12 protein-coding genes are annotated in these 17,669 nt (G+C 43.0%); 10 read left to right on the forward strand and 2 right to left on the reverse strand.

The features are described from left to right. Window positions 1-51 precede the first annotated feature (51 nt). From ygeW to AACW90_RS02065, 10 genes are all read left to right on the forward strand, one after another. Window positions 52-1,239 (forward strand): knotted carbamoyltransferase YgeW, encoded by a 1,188-nt coding sequence (ygeW, locus tag AACW90_RS02020; protein ID WP_390230041.1) that lies wholly within the window; start codon window positions 52-54, stop codon window positions 1,237-1,239. A 105-nt stretch (window positions 1,240-1,344) separates the two neighbouring features. Then, a complete protein-coding gene (gene dpaL, locus AACW90_RS02025) occupies window positions 1,345-2,547 on the forward strand; it encodes a diaminopropionate ammonia-lyase (RefSeq protein WP_390230044.1) in 1,203 nt (400 codons plus the stop codon). A 121-nt stretch (window positions 2,548-2,668) separates the two neighbouring features. Beyond that, complete coding sequence (locus tag AACW90_RS02030) at window positions 2,669-3,886, forward strand: YgeY family selenium metabolism-linked hydrolase (protein WP_390230047.1); 1,218 nt, start codon at window positions 2,669-2,671, stop codon at window positions 3,884-3,886. A 202-nt stretch (window positions 3,887-4,088) separates the two neighbouring features. Next, on the forward strand, window positions 4,089-5,528 hold the full coding sequence (gene hydA, locus AACW90_RS02035; RefSeq protein WP_390230049.1) for a dihydropyrimidinase: 1,440 nt from the start codon (window positions 4,089-4,091) through the stop codon (window positions 5,526-5,528). Window positions 5,529-5,607: 79 nt separating this feature from the next. Further along, window positions 5,608-6,510, forward strand: coding sequence for a carbamate kinase (arcC, locus tag AACW90_RS02040; RefSeq protein WP_275137942.1), 903 nt, complete (start codon window positions 5,608-5,610; stop codon window positions 6,508-6,510). Between the two features lie 240 nt (window positions 6,511-6,750). Next, window positions 6,751-8,382, forward strand: coding sequence for an NAD(P)-binding protein (locus AACW90_RS02045; protein ID WP_390230053.1), 1,632 nt, complete (start codon window positions 6,751-6,753; stop codon window positions 8,380-8,382). A gap of 9 nt (window positions 8,383-8,391) precedes the next feature. Continuing rightward, window positions 8,392-11,991 (forward strand): pyruvate:ferredoxin (flavodoxin) oxidoreductase, encoded by a 3,600-nt coding sequence (nifJ, locus tag AACW90_RS02050; protein WP_390230055.1) that lies wholly within the window; start codon window positions 8,392-8,394, stop codon window positions 11,989-11,991. Window positions 11,992-12,443: 452 nt separating this feature from the next. Continuing rightward, window positions 12,444-13,268, forward strand: a complete 825-nt coding sequence (locus AACW90_RS02055) for a DUF2797 domain-containing protein (RefSeq protein WP_390230058.1) — start codon at window positions 12,444-12,446, stop codon at window positions 13,266-13,268. A 244-nt stretch (window positions 13,269-13,512) separates the two neighbouring features. Then, window positions 13,513-13,758 carry a Rho-binding antiterminator gene (locus AACW90_RS02060; RefSeq protein ID WP_390230061.1) on the forward strand — a complete coding sequence of 82 codons (246 nt, stop codon included), beginning with the start codon at window positions 13,513-13,515 and terminating at the stop codon, window positions 13,756-13,758. Between the two features lie 187 nt (window positions 13,759-13,945). Beyond that, window positions 13,946-14,704: a substrate-binding periplasmic protein gene (locus AACW90_RS02065; RefSeq protein WP_390230064.1), complete on the forward strand. Its 759-nt coding sequence runs from the start codon at window positions 13,946-13,948 to the stop codon at window positions 14,702-14,704. A gap of 334 nt (window positions 14,705-15,038) precedes the next feature. Here the strand turns inward: AACW90_RS02065 and AACW90_RS02070 are convergent, their stop codons facing one another. Continuing rightward, window positions 15,039-16,022 (reverse strand): hypothetical protein, encoded by a 984-nt coding sequence (locus tag AACW90_RS02070; protein ID WP_390230067.1) that lies wholly within the window; start codon window positions 16,020-16,022, stop codon window positions 15,039-15,041. A 283-nt stretch (window positions 16,023-16,305) separates the two neighbouring features. Continuing rightward, complete coding sequence (locus tag AACW90_RS02075; RefSeq protein WP_390230069.1) at window positions 16,306-17,637, reverse strand: MFS transporter; 1,332 nt, start codon at window positions 17,635-17,637, stop codon at window positions 16,306-16,308. Between the last annotated feature and the right edge of the window lie 32 nt (window positions 17,638-17,669).

Genomic DNA, 17,669 nt, shown 5'->3' on the forward strand with positions numbered 1-17,669 from the left:
AAATTCCAGCCGCAAACGACATAATAATTTTTAATTACTGGGAAGAATAAAATGAAAAGCATTAATGAACTTATAAAGGAAATCAATGAACTAGACTCTGAACTTCATAAGAAAGATTTCCTATTAACGTGGGAACAAAGCCCTGAAGAGTTAGAGTGTGTATTAAAAACGGCGCAAGTCATCAAAGCAATGCGTCAGGAAAATATTGCTACAAACGTCTTTAAAAATGGCTTGGGCATTTCACTGTTTCGTGACAACTCAACTCGTACTCGTTTCTCTTATGCATCGGCTATTAATATGCTAGGCCTCGCTCAGCAAGATCTTGATGAAGGCAAATCTCAAATCGCTCACGGTGAAACTGTTCGTGAGACCGCGAATATGATTTCATTTTGTGCAGATGCTATCGGTATCCGCGATGATATGTATTTAGGCGCGGGTAATGCCTATATGCGTGAAGTGGGTGAAGCCCTTGATGATGGTGTGAAAGAAGGTGTTCTACCTCATCGCCCAGCGTTAGTAAACTTACAGTGCGATGTTGACCACCCAACCCAATCAATGGCTGATTTAGCATGGCTTGAAGAACATTTCGGCGATCTAGAACAGTTGAAGGGCAAAAAAATTGCGATGACGTGGGCGTATTCACCGAGTTATGGCAAACCATTATCAGTACCTCAAGGGATTATTGGCTTGATGACCCGTTTTGGTATGGATGTAACTCTGGCCCATCCAGAAGGCTACGATCTTATTCCTGAGGTTGTTGAACAAGCGCGTAAGAACGCTGAAGAATCAGGTGGTAGCTTTACTCAGGTTGCCTCTATGGAAGAAGCTTTCGAAGATGCCGATATCGTTTATCCGAAATCATGGGCTCCTTATCAAGTCATGGGCCGTCGTACAGAACTTCTACGTGCCGATGATCATGATGGACTTAAAGCGCTTGAGCAAGAATGTTTGGCTCAAAATGCAAAACACAAAGATTGGCATTGTACTGAAGAAATGATGAAAAAAACCAAGGGTGGAGAAGCGCTTTATATGCATTGCCTACCTGCGGATATCACTGGCGTATCTTGTAAAGAAGGTGAAGTGGATGAAGCTGTATTCGAAAAATACCGCATTGCCACATACAAAGAAGCGAGCTGGAAACCATATATCATTGCGGCCATGATTTTGAACCGTAAATACCCAGCGCCAGGTGACATCTTACAACAGTTGTTAGACGAATCTGAAAAACGCGTCAAATAGCCCAATGTCCCATAACAAGACAACTGGCTAATGTTGGCCATTTATGCGGGGGCATCAACTCGATTCCCCGCCCATTCCATATAATTCATTCAATGAGGTCTGGTCGTGTCTACATTCTCTCTAAAAATGGAGATTGCTGATAATCGCCATTATAACGGTAAGCAATCTCCTCTATTCACCATTGATGAAGCGGAAAAAGCCCGTGCTTTTCATCAAAAAGTTGAAGGTTACCAACCAACGCCATTGCATTCTCTAGACTGTTTAGCGAAAGAAATTGGCCTTGGTAAAATATTAGTCAAAGACGAAGCGTATCGTTTTGATTTATGCGCATTCAAAATGTTAGGTGGTGCATACGCAATTGCTCGCTTACTTTGTGCCGAGTATTCACTCGATATTAATAATTTTGATTTCGACAAATTGAAAAACGAGATATCGGAAAAAATGACTTTTGCCACCGCAACCGACGGAAATCACGGACGTGGTGTGGCATGGGCAGCAAGTAAACTGGGTCAAAATGCAGTGGTTTATATGCCCAAAGGCTCAGCAGATGAGCGAGTTAACAACATCCGTGCTCTGGGTGCTGAGTGTATTGTTACGGATATGAATTACGATGACACCGTTCGTTTGGCCATTAAAACGGCAAACAAGAACAACTGGAAGATAGTGCAGGATACGGCTTGGGAAGGCTATACCGAAATCCCAACGTGGATCATGCAAGGTTACACCACAATGGCCGCAGAAGCTGTCGATCAAATGAAGCAACAGAATGTTGAACGTCCTACCCATGTATTTTTGCAAGCTGGAGTAGGTGCGATGGCAGGCGGCGTGCTTGGTTATCTCTGTGACATGTACGGCGCGGACAAGCTTCATTCTGTCATTATTGAACCAGATCTTGCAGATTGCATTTATCGCTCAGGTATTAGTGAGCAAGGTGAAATGGTCAACGTAGAAGGCGATCTCGCTACCATTATGGTTGGTTTAGCATGTGGGGAACCTAACCCAATTGGCTGGCCAGTACTTCGTGACTGCTCTACTCAATTTGTGTCCTGTCAAGACAGTATCGCTGCGCTTGGTATGCGTGTGTTAGCGAACCCGTTAGGCAGTGATCCTAAAGTGGTATCAGGTGAATCCGGTGCGGTTGGCGCAGGTATGTTAGCGGCTATTTACTACCACCCCGAGCGTGAGAAATTGATGGAGAAACTTGGATTAGACCAAGATTCTATTGTGCTTCTTATTAACACCGAAGGCGATACCGACCCAGTGCATTATCGTGAAGTGCTGTGGCAAGGCAAACATCCAACGCTTTAACAAAAACAATTAAAATTCAGGTTAATGCGCAGTAACTGTCATCAATAAAGAGCGCATTAACTCTCTATGCAAATCATCATGCCGAACACGATGACCACCGTTCGGTTCAAGGAGCATTACAATGACAATGACTATCCCATTCCACAAAGTAGTGGAAAAAGCTCAAGACTATAAAGCAGACATGAGTCAGTTTCTACGTGACATGATTGCGATTCCAAGTGAAAGTTGCGATGAAGAAAAAGTCGTATTACGCATTAAAGAAGAGATGGAAAAGGTCGGTTTCGATAAGGTAGAAATTGATCCTATGGGTAACGTATTAGGTTGGATCGGTCATGGTCCTCACCTAATTGCAATGGACGCACATATCGACACTGTTGGTGTTGGTAACATGGACAACTGGGATTTCGACCCGTACGAAGGTATGGAAAATGACGAAATAATCGGTGGTCGTGGCGCTTCAGATCAGGAAGGCGGCATGGCTTCTATGGTGTATGCGGGTAAGATTATTAAAGATCTTGGTCTTGAAGATGAATACACATTGCTCGTGACTGGTACAGTTCAAGAAGAAGATTGTGATGGCCTTTGCTGGCAGTATATCATCGAAGAAAGCAACATCCGTCCTGAATTCGTTGTATCCACTGAACCAACAGATTGCCAAATTTATCGCGGTCAGCGCGGTCGTATGGAAATTCGAATCGATGTTGCAGGCGTAAGCTGCCATGGTTCGGCTCCAGAACGTGGTGACAACGCTATCTTTAAGATGGGGCCAATTCTAAGCCAACTTGAAGGCTTATCTCACAATCTGAAAGATGATCCATTCCTAGGCAAAGGTACCCTGACTGTTTCTGAAATCTTCTTCACTTCTCCTAGTCGTTGTGCAGTAGCAGACAGCTGTGCTGTTTCTATCGACCGACGTTTAACTTGGGGTGAATCTTGGGAAGGGGCGCTTGAAGAAATCAGAGCGCTACCAGCGGTACAAGAAGCTAAAGCCGTTGTGTCAATGTACGAATACAACCGTCCGGCTTATACCGGTCTGGTATACCCAACCGAGTGTTATTTCCCAACATGGTTGATCGATGAAGATCACGTTGCAACGAAGACTCTGGAAGCCTCTTATGAGTTGTTGTTTGATAAAAAACCAACCGTTGATAAGTGGACCTTCTCAACCAATGGTGTATCGATCATGGGTCGCTATGGCATTCCAGTCATCGGTTTTGGGCCGGGTAAAGAGCCAGAAGCTCACGCTCCGAACGAGAAAACTTGGAAAGATCATTTGGTTACGTGCGCAGCGATGTACGCGGTTATTCCTCAGATGTATTTAGAAGAGTTGAAAAAATAGGTTTTGATGCTGTTTAGGCAGCCTCACTAAAGAATTCCGTCCCGAGGGTTTCAGTATGCTCTGCCTTAGTACTGGACTTTATCCTCCTCGGGATGGATACATTAACAACAGAGAATTCTTTTCAAAGTACCTCAATACTCGCAGATATTTTGAAAATATATTCACGAATATGGCAACGTCTTTACGTTAACAAGGTGGCGATATGGTTTTTAAGCGTTCTTTTCCCTCACAGCTGAATGCACATTCTGACGGACCTTCATCGGTGATGCTTATTCGACACGGAATTGTGGTCGATCATTTAGAGGAAAAGAAAGCTGACGTACTGATTGTCGACGGAAAAATTGCGGATATTAGCGAAACTATTTCAAGCTACCCTGCTGAGACGCACATCATCGATGCAAGCGGTTTATACGTAATGCCTGGTGGCATAGATGTTCATACGCATTTTAATCTTGATGTCGGTATTGCCACGAGCTGTGATGATTTTTATACCGGCACCCGAGCCGCGGCTTGCGGTGGCACCACAATGGTGGTGGATCATATGGGATTTGGTCCCAGAGGATGTAATCTCCACCATCAATTATCGGTCTATAAAAAGTATGCCAAAGACACGGCCGTTATTGATTACAGCTTCCATGGTGTGATTCAGCATATCAACGATGAGATACTATCTGAAATGGCTTCTATGGTTGAGGTCGAAGGCATTTCTAGTTTTAAACTTTACCTCACCTATGGCTATAAACTTGATGACGAGTCCGTTTTACGCGCACTTATACAGCTAAACAAAGTGAATGCCCTCACCACTGTGCACCCAGAAAACGATGCCGCCATAACGCTAAGGCGTAGTCAGCTTCTGGACGAAGGGAAAACGGCCCCTAAATATCATGCTCAAAGTCGGCCGTTAGAGTGCGAAGCAGAAGCGATTGCCAGAATGATCAACTTGGCAAAACTAGCCGATAATGCGCCGTTGTATATTGTGCATTTATCCAATGGGTTGGGGCTCGATTATGTGCGCCTTGCCCGCCAAAACCATCAGCCTGTATGGGCTGAAACGTGCCCGCAATACCTATTGCTCGACGAGAGTTGTTACGAGCGTGACGATGCGCTGAAATTCATTCTTAGTCCGCCTCTTCGACCTGTCGAAGAGCGAGAAAAACTTTGGAAGGGTCTGATAGACGGCAGCATTGACACCGTTGCAACTGATCACTGTTCGTTCACTTACTTAGACCAAAAACAGCGTGGAAAAGATAACTTCAGCGCCTGTCCAAACGGGATGCCCGGCGTTGAGAACCGGATGCCACTTCTTTTTTCTGAAGGGGTAATGAGTGGACGAATGAGTCCAAGTAGATTTGTAGAATTAACCAGTTACATGCCAGCGAAATTGTTCGGAATGTTTCCACAAAAGGGCAATATGGCAAAAGGTTCTGATGCTGATTTGGTGCTGTTTGACCCTAAGCAACAGATGACGATTACTCACGATTTATTGCACGACAACACAGACTACACCCCGTATGAATCAATGCAATGCCTAGGCTGGCCAATAATGACCATTAGCCATGGGCAGGTTGTCGCGTGTAATGGCGAATTTATGGGGGAAGCTGGGAATGGCCGCTTTGTTCGCCGAAAACCGTTTTCATATTAATCACATCTTAAACCTAACGAAAAGGCGAAAGATATTGCGGAAAGCGGCTCAGACCATAATTATAATTTAAGGAGTTAACATGAAACCCATCGCAGTTGTGGCCCTTGGCGGCAATGCATTACTACGTCGTGGCGATGCGCCAAGTTTTGACAACCAGCTGGCTAATATTAAAGTTGCTGCCAGAGCGATTGCCGAAATAGCCGATAAATACCAAGTGGCAATCGTCCATGGAAATGGGCCACAAGTTGGTCTGATAGCCTTACAAAACTTAGCTTACGATAAAGTTTCACCATACCCTCTTGATGTGTTGGGCGCGGAAAGTGAAGGTATGATTGGTTATATGTTGGCTCAAGAGCTACAAAACCTTCTTCCAGATACTGAAGTAGCCAGCCTATTGACTCGTATTGAAGTCGATCGCAATGACCCTAGTATGCTTGACCCAACGAAATTTGTTGGTCCTGTGTACAACGAAGAAGAAGCTGGAATTTTGGCTGAAGCGAATAACTGGATAATGAAACGCGACGGTGATTATGTTCGCCGTGTTGTGCCATCGCCTAAACCAATTAACATCATTGACAAGAAATCGATTGATACGCTGCTCGCTGCTGGCCAAATTGTGATCTGTTGTGGTGGGGGTGGTATTCCGGTTTGTCGAAACGAAATAGGGTATCAAGGAGTCGAAGGTGTCATCGATAAAGATCTTTCCGCTACCTTGCTGGCAAAACAACTTAACGCAGACAAGCTATTGATTCTAACGGATGCAGACGCCGTTTATCTTGACTGGGGCACGGATCAACAGCGTGCATTACGAACAGCAACACCGACTCAGCTCAGCCAATACGTGTTCCCTGCAGGTTCGATGGGACCCAAAGTTGAAGCCGCAGCCGATTTTGCAACATTTGGTGGGCGAGCCTACATTGGTGCGCTTGAAGAAGGCGTAGAAGTTCTCGATGAGAGAGCAGGCACCTGCGTATCAGTATAGTTGTTCTTTTTTCCAAGATACTTACTCATCTATTCGGCCGTTGGATTTTAGGATTAAAAAACCCAACGGCCTGATCAGGTTGGTAGTAAGAACAGAGACGTAACATTATCTAAAAATTCTTATCACTAGGCATTGTGTTTGAAGGGGGAAATCTAAGAATAGACCTCCACGACCACGTATTCACGCCGCAACAGTACGTCTCTTGATTTTACCAACAACCAGACAACAAGGTAAAACACTATGATTAATTGTTCTAAGGATATGACCTTACCACCAGACCTTTCTGTGAAAAAAGGTTCTGGGCCAGTACGAACTAAATTTCCAATCTATTCTAATTCCCTGCCACCCTGTAATCATGCCTGTCCAACGGGCAGTAATATTCAAGAATGGTTATCGCTAGCTCAGTCAGAGCAATATGAAGAAGCGTTTCAGGCCCTTATCAAAAACAACCCGATGCCCGCTATTCATGGTCGGGTTTGCTATCACCCCTGTGAATCCGCTTGCAACCGTACCAATGTAGATCAAGCGGTGAGCATTCACGCTGTTGAGCGCTTCCTTGGTGATCAAGCACTAGAGAAAAAATGGCCCGTCAGATTTAAGGCTGAGCCAACAGGCAAGCGAGTTCTGATCGTAGGATCTGGCCCAAGTGGTCTTGCAACAGCTTATCACCTGAAGCGAAAAGGACATGATGTAGAAATCCGCGACGCGGCACCAATGGCAGGTGGCATGATGCAGTTTGGTATCCCTGCATACCGTTTACCAAGAGATATCCTTGAAAATGAGATTGCACGTATTGAAGCGATGGGCATTAAAATTGTGCTTAATCATAAGGTCGAAGATTTACTAGCCGAGAAAGTCAAAGGTCGATTTGATGCCGTTTTTCTTGCTATTGGTGCCCATGTCGGCCGTGGAGTGGATATCCCTAATGACTATCCAGACAAGGTGATTGATGCCGTATCTTATCTTCGAGCGATCGAAATGAATACAGCGCCAAAGCTAGGTCAACGTGTTGTCGTATATGGTGGGGGAAATACGGCAATGGACGCCGCGCGCACGGCTCGTCGAATGGGTGCCGATGTCACGGTTATCTATCGTCGTGACCGGGAACATATGCCAGCCCATGATTTTGAATGTGTTGAGGCAATGGATGAAGGTGTCCTCTTTAATTGGCAACGTACCATTAATCGGATCGACGGCACAGCATTTACTCTAGAGAAAACGTCGATTGACGAAAATGGTCGTCCGCATCCAACGGGTCAATTTGAAACGGTAGAGATTGACTCTCTTATTTTGGCACTGGGTCAAAATATCGATACAGAATTGACCGAAAATATTCCGGGTGTAGAGCATAAATGGGATGGCAGCCTCGAGGTTAACGATCAGATGATGACGGGGTACCACGGGTTGTTTGCTGGGGGTGATATGGTCCCTTGCGACCGTACCGTAACGATTGCTGTCGGACACGGTAAAAAGGCCGCTTCTCATATCGATGCCTTTCTCAATAAACGGGTGTTCAGTAAGGTCTCTAAGCAGCCACTCATCCAGTTCGACAAGCTGCATTTATGGTACAAAACCGATGCAGAGCAGAGTGAACAGCCAGCAATCTCTGTGAGTAAACGAGCCACCTCTTTTGACGAAGTTGTCGGTGGATTGACAGAAAAAGAGGCGTTGTTCGAGGCTCAGCGCTGTTACTCATGTGGCAATTGTTTTGAATGTAATGGTTGCTTGGGTGCTTGTCCGTATGGCGCGATAACTCACCTTGGAAAAGGTAAGGGTTATAAAGTGGATTACAACAAGTGTACCGGATGCGAAGCATGTTATTCGCAATGTCCTAGTCATGCGATCGAAATGGTCGCGGCGGAAATGGAATAGGAGCTGATCATGATAGAGAAAAATAACCCCGTTATGCATACCTGCGACGGAAACGAAGCCGCGGCGCATATTGCTTATCGTGTCAGTGAAGTGTGTGCTATATATCCGATCACGCCTTCATCTACGATGGCTGAATTGGCCGACCAGTGGGCGTCTGAAGACCAACGAAATATCTGGGGGAATATTCCTCTTATAGCGGAAATGCAAAGTGAAGGGGGAGCCGCGGGTACCGTGCACGGCGCTTTACAAAGTGGGGCTTTGACCACGACTTTTACTGCGTCTCAAGGGCTAATGTTGATGCTGCCCAATATGTATAAGATAGCAGGAGAATTGACCTCGGCTGTATTTCATGTGGCCGCACGATCACTGGCCGCACAGGGCTTGTCTATATTTGGTGACCATCAAGATGTCATGGCGGCGCGAGGAACAGGATTTGCGTTGCTCGCTTCTTCTTCCGTACAGGAAGCTCATGATATGGCGCTTGTTGCCCATGCCGCAACGCTTGATGCGCGAATTCCGTTTATCCATTTTTTTGATGGGTTTAGAACCTCGCATGAGGTGAACAAGATAAACCTAATCGCAGATAAAGACATTCGCGCCATGATTTCTGATGAATTAGTACGAGCCCACCGTAATAGAGGCTTAAGTCCTGATTCGCCTTTCATTCGTGGTACTGCACAAAATCCAGACGTCTATTTTCAGGCACGAGAAACGGTGAACCCTTATTATGAAAAAACACCAGAGATCGTAGAATCGTGCATGGAAAAACTGGGAGAGCTTACCGGTCGCCACTATAAGTTGATGGAGTTCTTTGGTGCTGCTGATGCAGAACACGTCGTCATCGCAATGGGATCGGGTGTTGAAACGATCAAGGAAACGGTCGATTATCTCGTTGCGCAGGGTAGAAAAATAGGGGTGTTGCAAGTCCGATTGTACCGCCCACTATCTGCCAAGCATTTGTTGGAAGCGCTACCGCAAACGACAACAAAACTCACTATTCTAGATAGAACCAAGGAACCAGGAGCGAATGCTGATCCGCTGTATCAAGATATATTGACGGCACTGGTAGACAATCAGGAGCATTTCGAAAAAATGCCTCGATTGGTCGCTGGGCGCTATGGCTTATCGAGCAAAGAATTTACCCCTGCCATGGTTAAATCTGTGTTTGATAACTCAGCATTAGATAAACCCAAACACCATTTTACCGTGGGTATTATTGACGACATCAGTCACTCACACTTGGATGTAGATAACCGCTTCGATATTGAATCAAACGATGTTGTGCGTGCTATGTTTTATGGATTGGGTGCCGATGGAACCGTGGGGGCAAACAAAAATACGATTAAAATTATTGGTGAAGACCCACATTATTTTGCACAAGGGTATTTTGTTTATGACTCAAAAAAATCGGGTTCACAAACTGAATCTCACTTGAGGTTTGGACATCATCCGATAAATAGCCCTTATTTAATTCAGTCGGCTAACTTTGTGGCCTGTCATCAATCTACCTTTGTTGAAAGTACAGACATGCTTGCCAAAGCAGCGAACAACGCCATTTTCTTACTTAACACAACGGAATCAGCGCAAACTGCATGGGATAGTTTACCTGCGCGTATGCAGGAACAACTGATCAGTCGCAACATGCAGTTGCATGTCATTGATGCGTACAAAGTCGCTCGTGATACCGGAATGGGCAATCGCATTAATACCATTATGCAGACCTGCTTCTTTGCTCTGTCAGGTGTGCTTGAAAAAGAACTGGCAATTGACAAGATTAAGAAAGCAATCAAAAAAACCTACATCCGCAAAGGCCCAGAAGTGGTTAAGAAAAACTTTGCAGCGGTTGATCACACACTTGCCCATCTGTATCAAGTTGATCTTCCAGATAAAGTCACGGCCAGTGAACAGATTAAACCGGTGGTATCTGACAATGCCCCAGAATTTGTTCGACAAGTTACCGCGCAAATGATGGCAGGTAAGGGGGACTTGATCCCTGTTTCAATGTTGCCAGTGGATGGCACCTATCCTTCGGGAACCACTCAGTGGGAAAAACGAAACATAGCTCAGAAAATACCGGTATGGGAAAATGAAGCGTGCATTCAATGTGGTAATTGCAGCGTTGTTTGCCCCCACGCCGCGATTCGCGCCAAATTCTATGACAAATCAAAATTGGATGAGGCACCTGAAGGTTATAAGTCTGCTGGTATTACCGCGCGTGGTTTCCCTGATACGCGCTATACGTTGCAGGTTTACGCAGAAGATTGTACAGGATGCAGCTTATGTGTTGATGCTTGTCCTATGGTGATCCAAGAAGCTTCTGAAGGACAACCAGAACGTAAAGCGATCAATATGGAATTGAAAGCACCATACATGGAGCAAGAGAAGAAGAATCTAGACTTCTTTGAAACTTTATCCTACAACGACCGAGCGCGAATTGATTTCTCAAATGTACGTGGTGTTCAGTACTTACAACCTCTATTTGAGTTCTCTGGTGCGTGTTCAGGATGTGGTGAAACCCCTTATCTCAAGATGGTCTCTCAGTTGTTTGGTGATCGATTAATGGTCGCGAATGCAACGGGGTGTTCTTCAATATTTGGTGGTAATCTACCTACGACACCATGGTCGAAAAACACAGATGGACGTGGCCCTGCTTGGTCAAACTCACTGTTTGAAGACAATGCAGAATTTGGTTTTGGTTTCCGTCTAGCCGCGGTTAAGCAACACGAAATGGCAGAACAGTTGTTGATGGATAATCGTGAACATCTTGATCCTTTGTTGGTTGACCAACTGTTGAATGCAGAACAGCTTACAGAAACCGATATTCAGGCTCAGATTAAACGGGTGAATACCTTAAAAACTGAGCTAGATACGGTAACGACAGAATCTGCGTTAAATCTTATGTCTGTTGCTGACCAGTTGATCCGTCGCTCTATCTGGATTGTTGGTGGTGATGGCTGGGCATACGATATCGGTTCAAGCGGGTTGGATCACGTACTTGCTAGTGGTGCAGACGTCAATGTCTTGGTTATGGATACAGAGGTGTATTCCAATACGGGTGGACAGATGTCGAAATCAACGCCGTTAGGCGCCGTGGCTAAATTTGCGAGTGCAGGTAAGCAAGCCACCAAGAAAGATGTTGCCATGCAAGCCATATCCTACAACAACGTGTATGTTGCAAGGGTTGCTTTAGGAGCCGACCCTCAGCAGGTGTTGTTGGCCATGCGCGAGGCCGAAGCCTATAAAGGCCCGTCTATCATCATTGCCTATAGCCACTGTATTGCTCATGGTATCAATATGGAAGATGGTTTAAAGCAGCAGCAATTAGCGGTGAAATCCGGCCACTGGCCACTATTCCGCTATAACCCAGCCCTTCGTGATGCTGGTGAGAATCCGTTCTCGCTGGATACATTAAGGCCGACTATTCCATTAGAGGAGTATCGTTACAACGAGGAACGCTTCCAAACATTGCGCAGAAGTAACCCAGAAGCCGCGGCAGAGATTACTGCAACGGCACAACATGTTGCGAAACGTAAGTGGCAGCTATATGAAGAGTTGGCAACGCGGCCACAAGGTTCCATTGCGCCTCATGCTGAGTTAGACACGCACTAAATGGTAAAGAGCCCGCTTAATCAGCGGGCTCTTTAGTGTCGGATATACAATTCATTTGTTAACATTAACAAATGAGGGAAGAAAAGGTCAAAGTCTTGGTTATTCGATCCATTTTGATCAGTCAGGACGGTAAAGTGACTGTTCTAAGGTGATTAAACAGAGTCTGAACCTTGCGACGACTCGCCATGAGATCCTTATATCGAGTAACACGATTCACGATCTTTGAGATGGTATTTTTGTCTTGGTGATTCGTGGCGATAACCACGAGGTACCGCAGGGACAGACTCTATAAAAAATCAAAATTGCCCACTTAAAAATTGTTTAGAAACGGATCAGCCATTAAGTATTATTACAAGCAGTAGAATAATGTGGTTAGATAATCCTATGATCGACGCTTCTTTGCTACAATCCAATCAATGTATCTTCATAATAAAAAAAGTAGTAGGTAAGACATGTCTATTTTAGCGAAAGGAACCTTGAGTAAAATGCGTGCCAATCTAGGAGAGGCGGTGTTTTACCGTTTACCTGTTGGAGACTCAGAGATTGATCTCAATCCATACGTAGGTAAAACGATTACACTTACTCACACAGGTAATATCTTCTGCAGTTCATGCGGTAAAAAGACTAAAAAGAGCTACTCGCAAGGCCACTGTTTTGTGTGCATGAGGAAATTGGCTAGTTGCGACATGTGCATTATGAAACCTGAAACGTGCCATTACGACCAAGGTACATGTCGTGAGCCGCAATGGGGCGAAGAGAACTGCATGATAGACCATTATGTGTATCTGTCTAATACCTCTAGTTTAAAGGTCGGTATCACGCGTCATAACCAAATCCCGACAAGATGGATTGATCAAGGGGCCACCCAAGGTCTACCTATTTTCAAAGTGAAAACTCGTTATATCTCTGGATTGATTGAGATTGAACTTGCGAAACATATCTCAGACAAAACCAATTGGCGGACCTTATTAAAGCAAGACGGTGATGCAATGGATTTATCTGACAAATTTGCTGAACTTCTGCCTTTGGTAACCGAAAAAGTAGAGGAAATTAAGCAGCAGTTTGGAGCGGACGCGATACAGGTGTTAACCGAGTTGACGACCGAGATACATTATCCAGTGACTGTTCACCCAATCAAAATTAGTTCACATAATTTTGATAAAAACCCTGAAGTGACAGGTATATTACAAGGCATTAAAGGACAGTATTTGATTTTTGATACTGGCGTGATTAACATTCGCAAGTTTACTTCTTATGAGATTGAAGTGAGCGCTTAGCTAGGAATATAGAATTCGAATCGTTGACTCGAAATAGTAAAAGAGACATACGCTCAAAGGAGAGTAACACATACAGATTTGCAAATTTAAATAACCATATTTAGTTCTATACATGGATGTTTAAATTGAGATTTCTTAAGAAAATACCGGGTGCTGAATGGTCATTGATACACTGTTTTTTGAGATTATTGCAATAACTGATGTTCAACCTTGCAGTAAGTAATTCATTTTAGAGGTGAGTCTTATGATAAGTTGCAGTGAATATGATTATATTGAGATAGTCTGTTTGTACCGTTATCCGGTTAGATTAACGATGAAAGAAGGGGAACCTATAAGAGGTGTTGCTCTTGATACAATTCGTAATGAAAGTCGTAATGAATGCATCAAACTTAATACTGACGAGACAGACATTCTGATTGAATTGGATGGTATAGCTAAACTGGAAGTTTTAATTGATAATCCGCATTTTACTGAGGTTATCTTTAAGTGATTTCTAGAGATAATACTATTTCTACGATCAGCTTTATTAAGCAATTTTCTTTTAGTTTCAACCCCCTTGTTTTTCAGCTGCTCAATGGTATTTTGATCGTTGACTACTAAGGGGGAAATGCGCATACGCAAGGTCAATATGTTATTCCACTTAGGTGAGCGAATATACAAAGTGAAGGATAATGGTTATGAAATATGTTTTTATTATGATTTTGTCTTTCATTATCTCAAGCTCGGCTATTGCTGAAACGTATTTATTTGTAGGAACTACTTTCCCATCTATATTGGAACAAAAACATGATGGTGAAATTTATGGTTTAGGTTATGACATAGCAACGACAATTGTTCATAGACTAGGGCATGACCTCAAAATGGAAATTTATCCCTTTAAAAGAGCTTTAAAAATGATTGAACGTGGTGAGGCAGATGTATTGATAGGTCCTTACAAATCCGCTGAAAGAGAAAAGTTCATGAATTACACTAAATACGCTTTCTATCGAGATCCGATGGTATTTTATGTTAAGGCAGATAACGCTTTTAAATGGGATAATGAATTTTCTTCGCTCAAAAGGCTGCATATTGGCCTTACTAGAGGGTGGAGTTACGGTGAAAAATTTGATCAATACAAGGAGAATTTAAGAATTGAGACGACGAATACAGTAAAAGCTAATTTCCAAAAATTACTTGCGGATAGAATTGATTTACTTGTAAGCCATCCTCGAAGCGCATCAAAGCTCATCGATGAGTTGAAAATTAAAGATAAAGTGAAAATGATCTTACCACCTCTTATAGTGAATAAGGGATATTATGGATTCTCTAGAAAAAGGACACTGGATGGTTTTTTAATCCAATTTGATCTGGAATTCGAAAAAATGATTGAGAGTGGAGAGATCCTAGAATTAAGCAGAAAGTATAATCTTGATTTTGCGAATATGGTTGAAGAGTAAATCAGTACATATTGGTATTCGTCAGTTAATTTTCATTAGTTAAAATAGCAAAATTATTAACTGAGAAATAATCAAAATTGAGTTAGGTTATTGCTTAATAGTCGGTTTTATTGAACCACAAGAGTTGGCGTTTTATCACACGAAAAGGCCCTTTTTCTTGTTAATGCTGTCATTCATTATATTCTACTTCTAGTTTGGTAAAGGAGAGAGTGGATTCCATACATTAAGTTAGGGGCGAAGGAAAAAGCGCTTAATACGATATTTACCAAACAGCCATACACAATACGATGATGTATTGCTGTTTGAATAAGCGGAAAAAAAACTTTGTAAAGGCTTACTTGACTTCGTATCTCAGTAAAACTTCATTATCTAGCACAACATTAGTTGACCAAATAAAGCTAGCTCCTGTACCACTGAATTTTTCAATGAAGTTTATGTAGGACTTTTTGTTATTTACACCGATTTCATCTTCTGAATATAATGTTGCTTGAGGCCAGGAGGTTGAATCAAATTCCTGACTCATCCATTTGCTTGGAGTTTTCCAATGGGCAGCGTAAGCATTTTCGCCATGATCTGTACCCTCTGTGGTACAAGTCTCAGATAGTCGCTGGCCTTCAGTTTCACTTAAACAAGTTAGATCATAAATTGGCGCGGTATAGAATGTTTGAGTTTGCCAGTCTGAACCTGTCACTGTTCCATCACTAAAGCTTGCAATAAAGCCACCGTCTCCAGGGTGGTAAGTCTTCCCTCGGTTATTTTCTGTACCCATACCTAAGTGTTCTTCCCAATCGATAACTTTTACAGCTATCGTATAAGGCTTCTTAACTTTAAACTTTACGATGCTAGAGTTAAATGGTGTGAATGGCACGGTGTCTACCGCTACAAGCGTGCCATTGATGTATAACTCAAAGTAGTTGTCAGCAAAAATATAGCCTGTGATCTCTTCCCCATCTGAATCAACCACTACAACTGGTACAGAGGCTTCATCTACGTCAGCAAGACTTTGGGGAGTGATGTTTGCACATTCTTCGTATAAGTCGATAGCTTTTGGTGCAGTAGTAAAATGATTTTTAGCAGGAACCGTCCAAACGTTTCCTTTTGAATCTGTTATTTCACCAGTACCAGCAACTCGGCTACGTCCATCCTCACACTCAAAAAGGTTTGACTCTACAGTTTTTGCGAGACCTTGAGTAATACTTGCAGAGCCTTGGTAATCACTGATGCTGCTACTAGAAACTATATCAGAGGATGGAGAACAGCCTGTAGCCAGTGCAATGACGGATGAAAGGGCAATAAACTGCTTTTTTATAGTAAGCATTGATTTGATTTCCTATGCGAGAAAGTGCTTTAAATTTAACAGTAGCATTAAAACTACACAATACTACCAATGGTTGCGCTTTTCAGATTGTGCATATAGTAATAGCTTTAAAGTATAATAGTGTTAATAGATGCAAATATTCATAAAGACTAACAAGCGATATTATAGCCTCGTGATAGCGACATTATGTACCTATCAATAGCATCGTTTCCAAACTCACTTGTGTCCATCTTCGAGTCAGCATAATCTCAGTAGATTCCTGCTTGTCTATAAAAATTTATGTTCAAAAGATCGCCTTTTTTCTGTCCTTAAAATAGAATACCGCACTGATTGAAATGAACAAAACCGTAAAGTAATAGAAAAATGAAGAAAGTGAGGCCAAGAAGTCAATGTGTTGTTCTATTTGTTGCTCGGTGTAGTTCTGAGACACCAATTTATAATAGTAGGCATACAAGATACCAATCGAGCCGTATCCGAGGTTAAACATCAAACCCTTAAAGCTTAATACAGTGGCTCTGTTGTGTGATTCGGTCTTTTTATTGAGGTGATAACTAATGAAAATATTCATGGTCATAACAATGAAAATTAAGATAAGTGCTGGTATTACCCCGTAAATTGACCATCCCAGACTAATCCAATAATAGGTTGCCATAGCCGCTAAACCCATAACAACAATAAATCTCTTAGGGGCCATGCTTTCAGCTAGTCGACGACTTTGACCTGCCAATAGAATTTGGAGCAAACTTATCCCCGCACCAATCAAGCCGAAATAGATAATGGGTATATCAATAGCACGATAATATTGGCTGTTCATGGTTAAAAACATACGCGAAGTGTGTTCGAATAAGCTGTAGTAGAGCAAGATAAATAGAACATAAGGTGTAGCAAGTACCCACTTACCAGTAGTTGCCGTTAATTTAAGGCTTGTTATAGTTGTTGCCAATTTGGTCTGATTGCTTGGCAATACTTTTTTTTCTTCTCTCATGTTTATCGCAGAATAAATGGCGATCATCGCGACAAATAGAGTGGCATAAACGGGAATACGCATTAGGTCTTTGGTACTTTCGGGCTCTGCTAATCCGAGAGTATGGAAAATGTTAGCCATAAAGTTAACATCATACATAGCGGCACCTAATAGAGTGACAAATATGCCAACACTAGAGGAAATGCGTAGCTGGATTTGCAAAACTCTAGGCCACGCGTCTTCCTTGCCTTGCTCTTTTAACGTGTCGTAAGCCAAGGCTTCATCTGCACCGCTTGCCAAAGCCATCGCTAAGCCACTTAATATTCGGTTGACCAAAAAGACAATGAATACCAAAGAGGGGTCACCAGTGGGAACAACGGCGATCATTGTGATTTCAATAAACATGACAACCGAAGATAATACCACCAGTTTTTTTCGTCCTAGGGTATCGGCAAATGCACCCGATGGGACTTCGGCAAGAACAATGGTTGCAGCCCATACTACGTTAAGCATGGCAAATTGAGAGAGGGTCAAGCCGTAGTCTAAATAGAGTAGGGTGAATACTGGGTAGTAAAAGCGCGCAAAGTAACTGCTTCGAAACATTAGGAAGTAGCGGACATTACGGATTTGAAGGATCTCATTGAGCGTCATAAAATATTCACAACTATAAATTACATAAGATT

This window comes from Vibrio frigidus (assembly GCF_042465995.1).
In the GTDB taxonomy this organism is placed as follows: Bacteria; Pseudomonadota; Gammaproteobacteria; order Enterobacterales; family Vibrionaceae; genus Vibrio.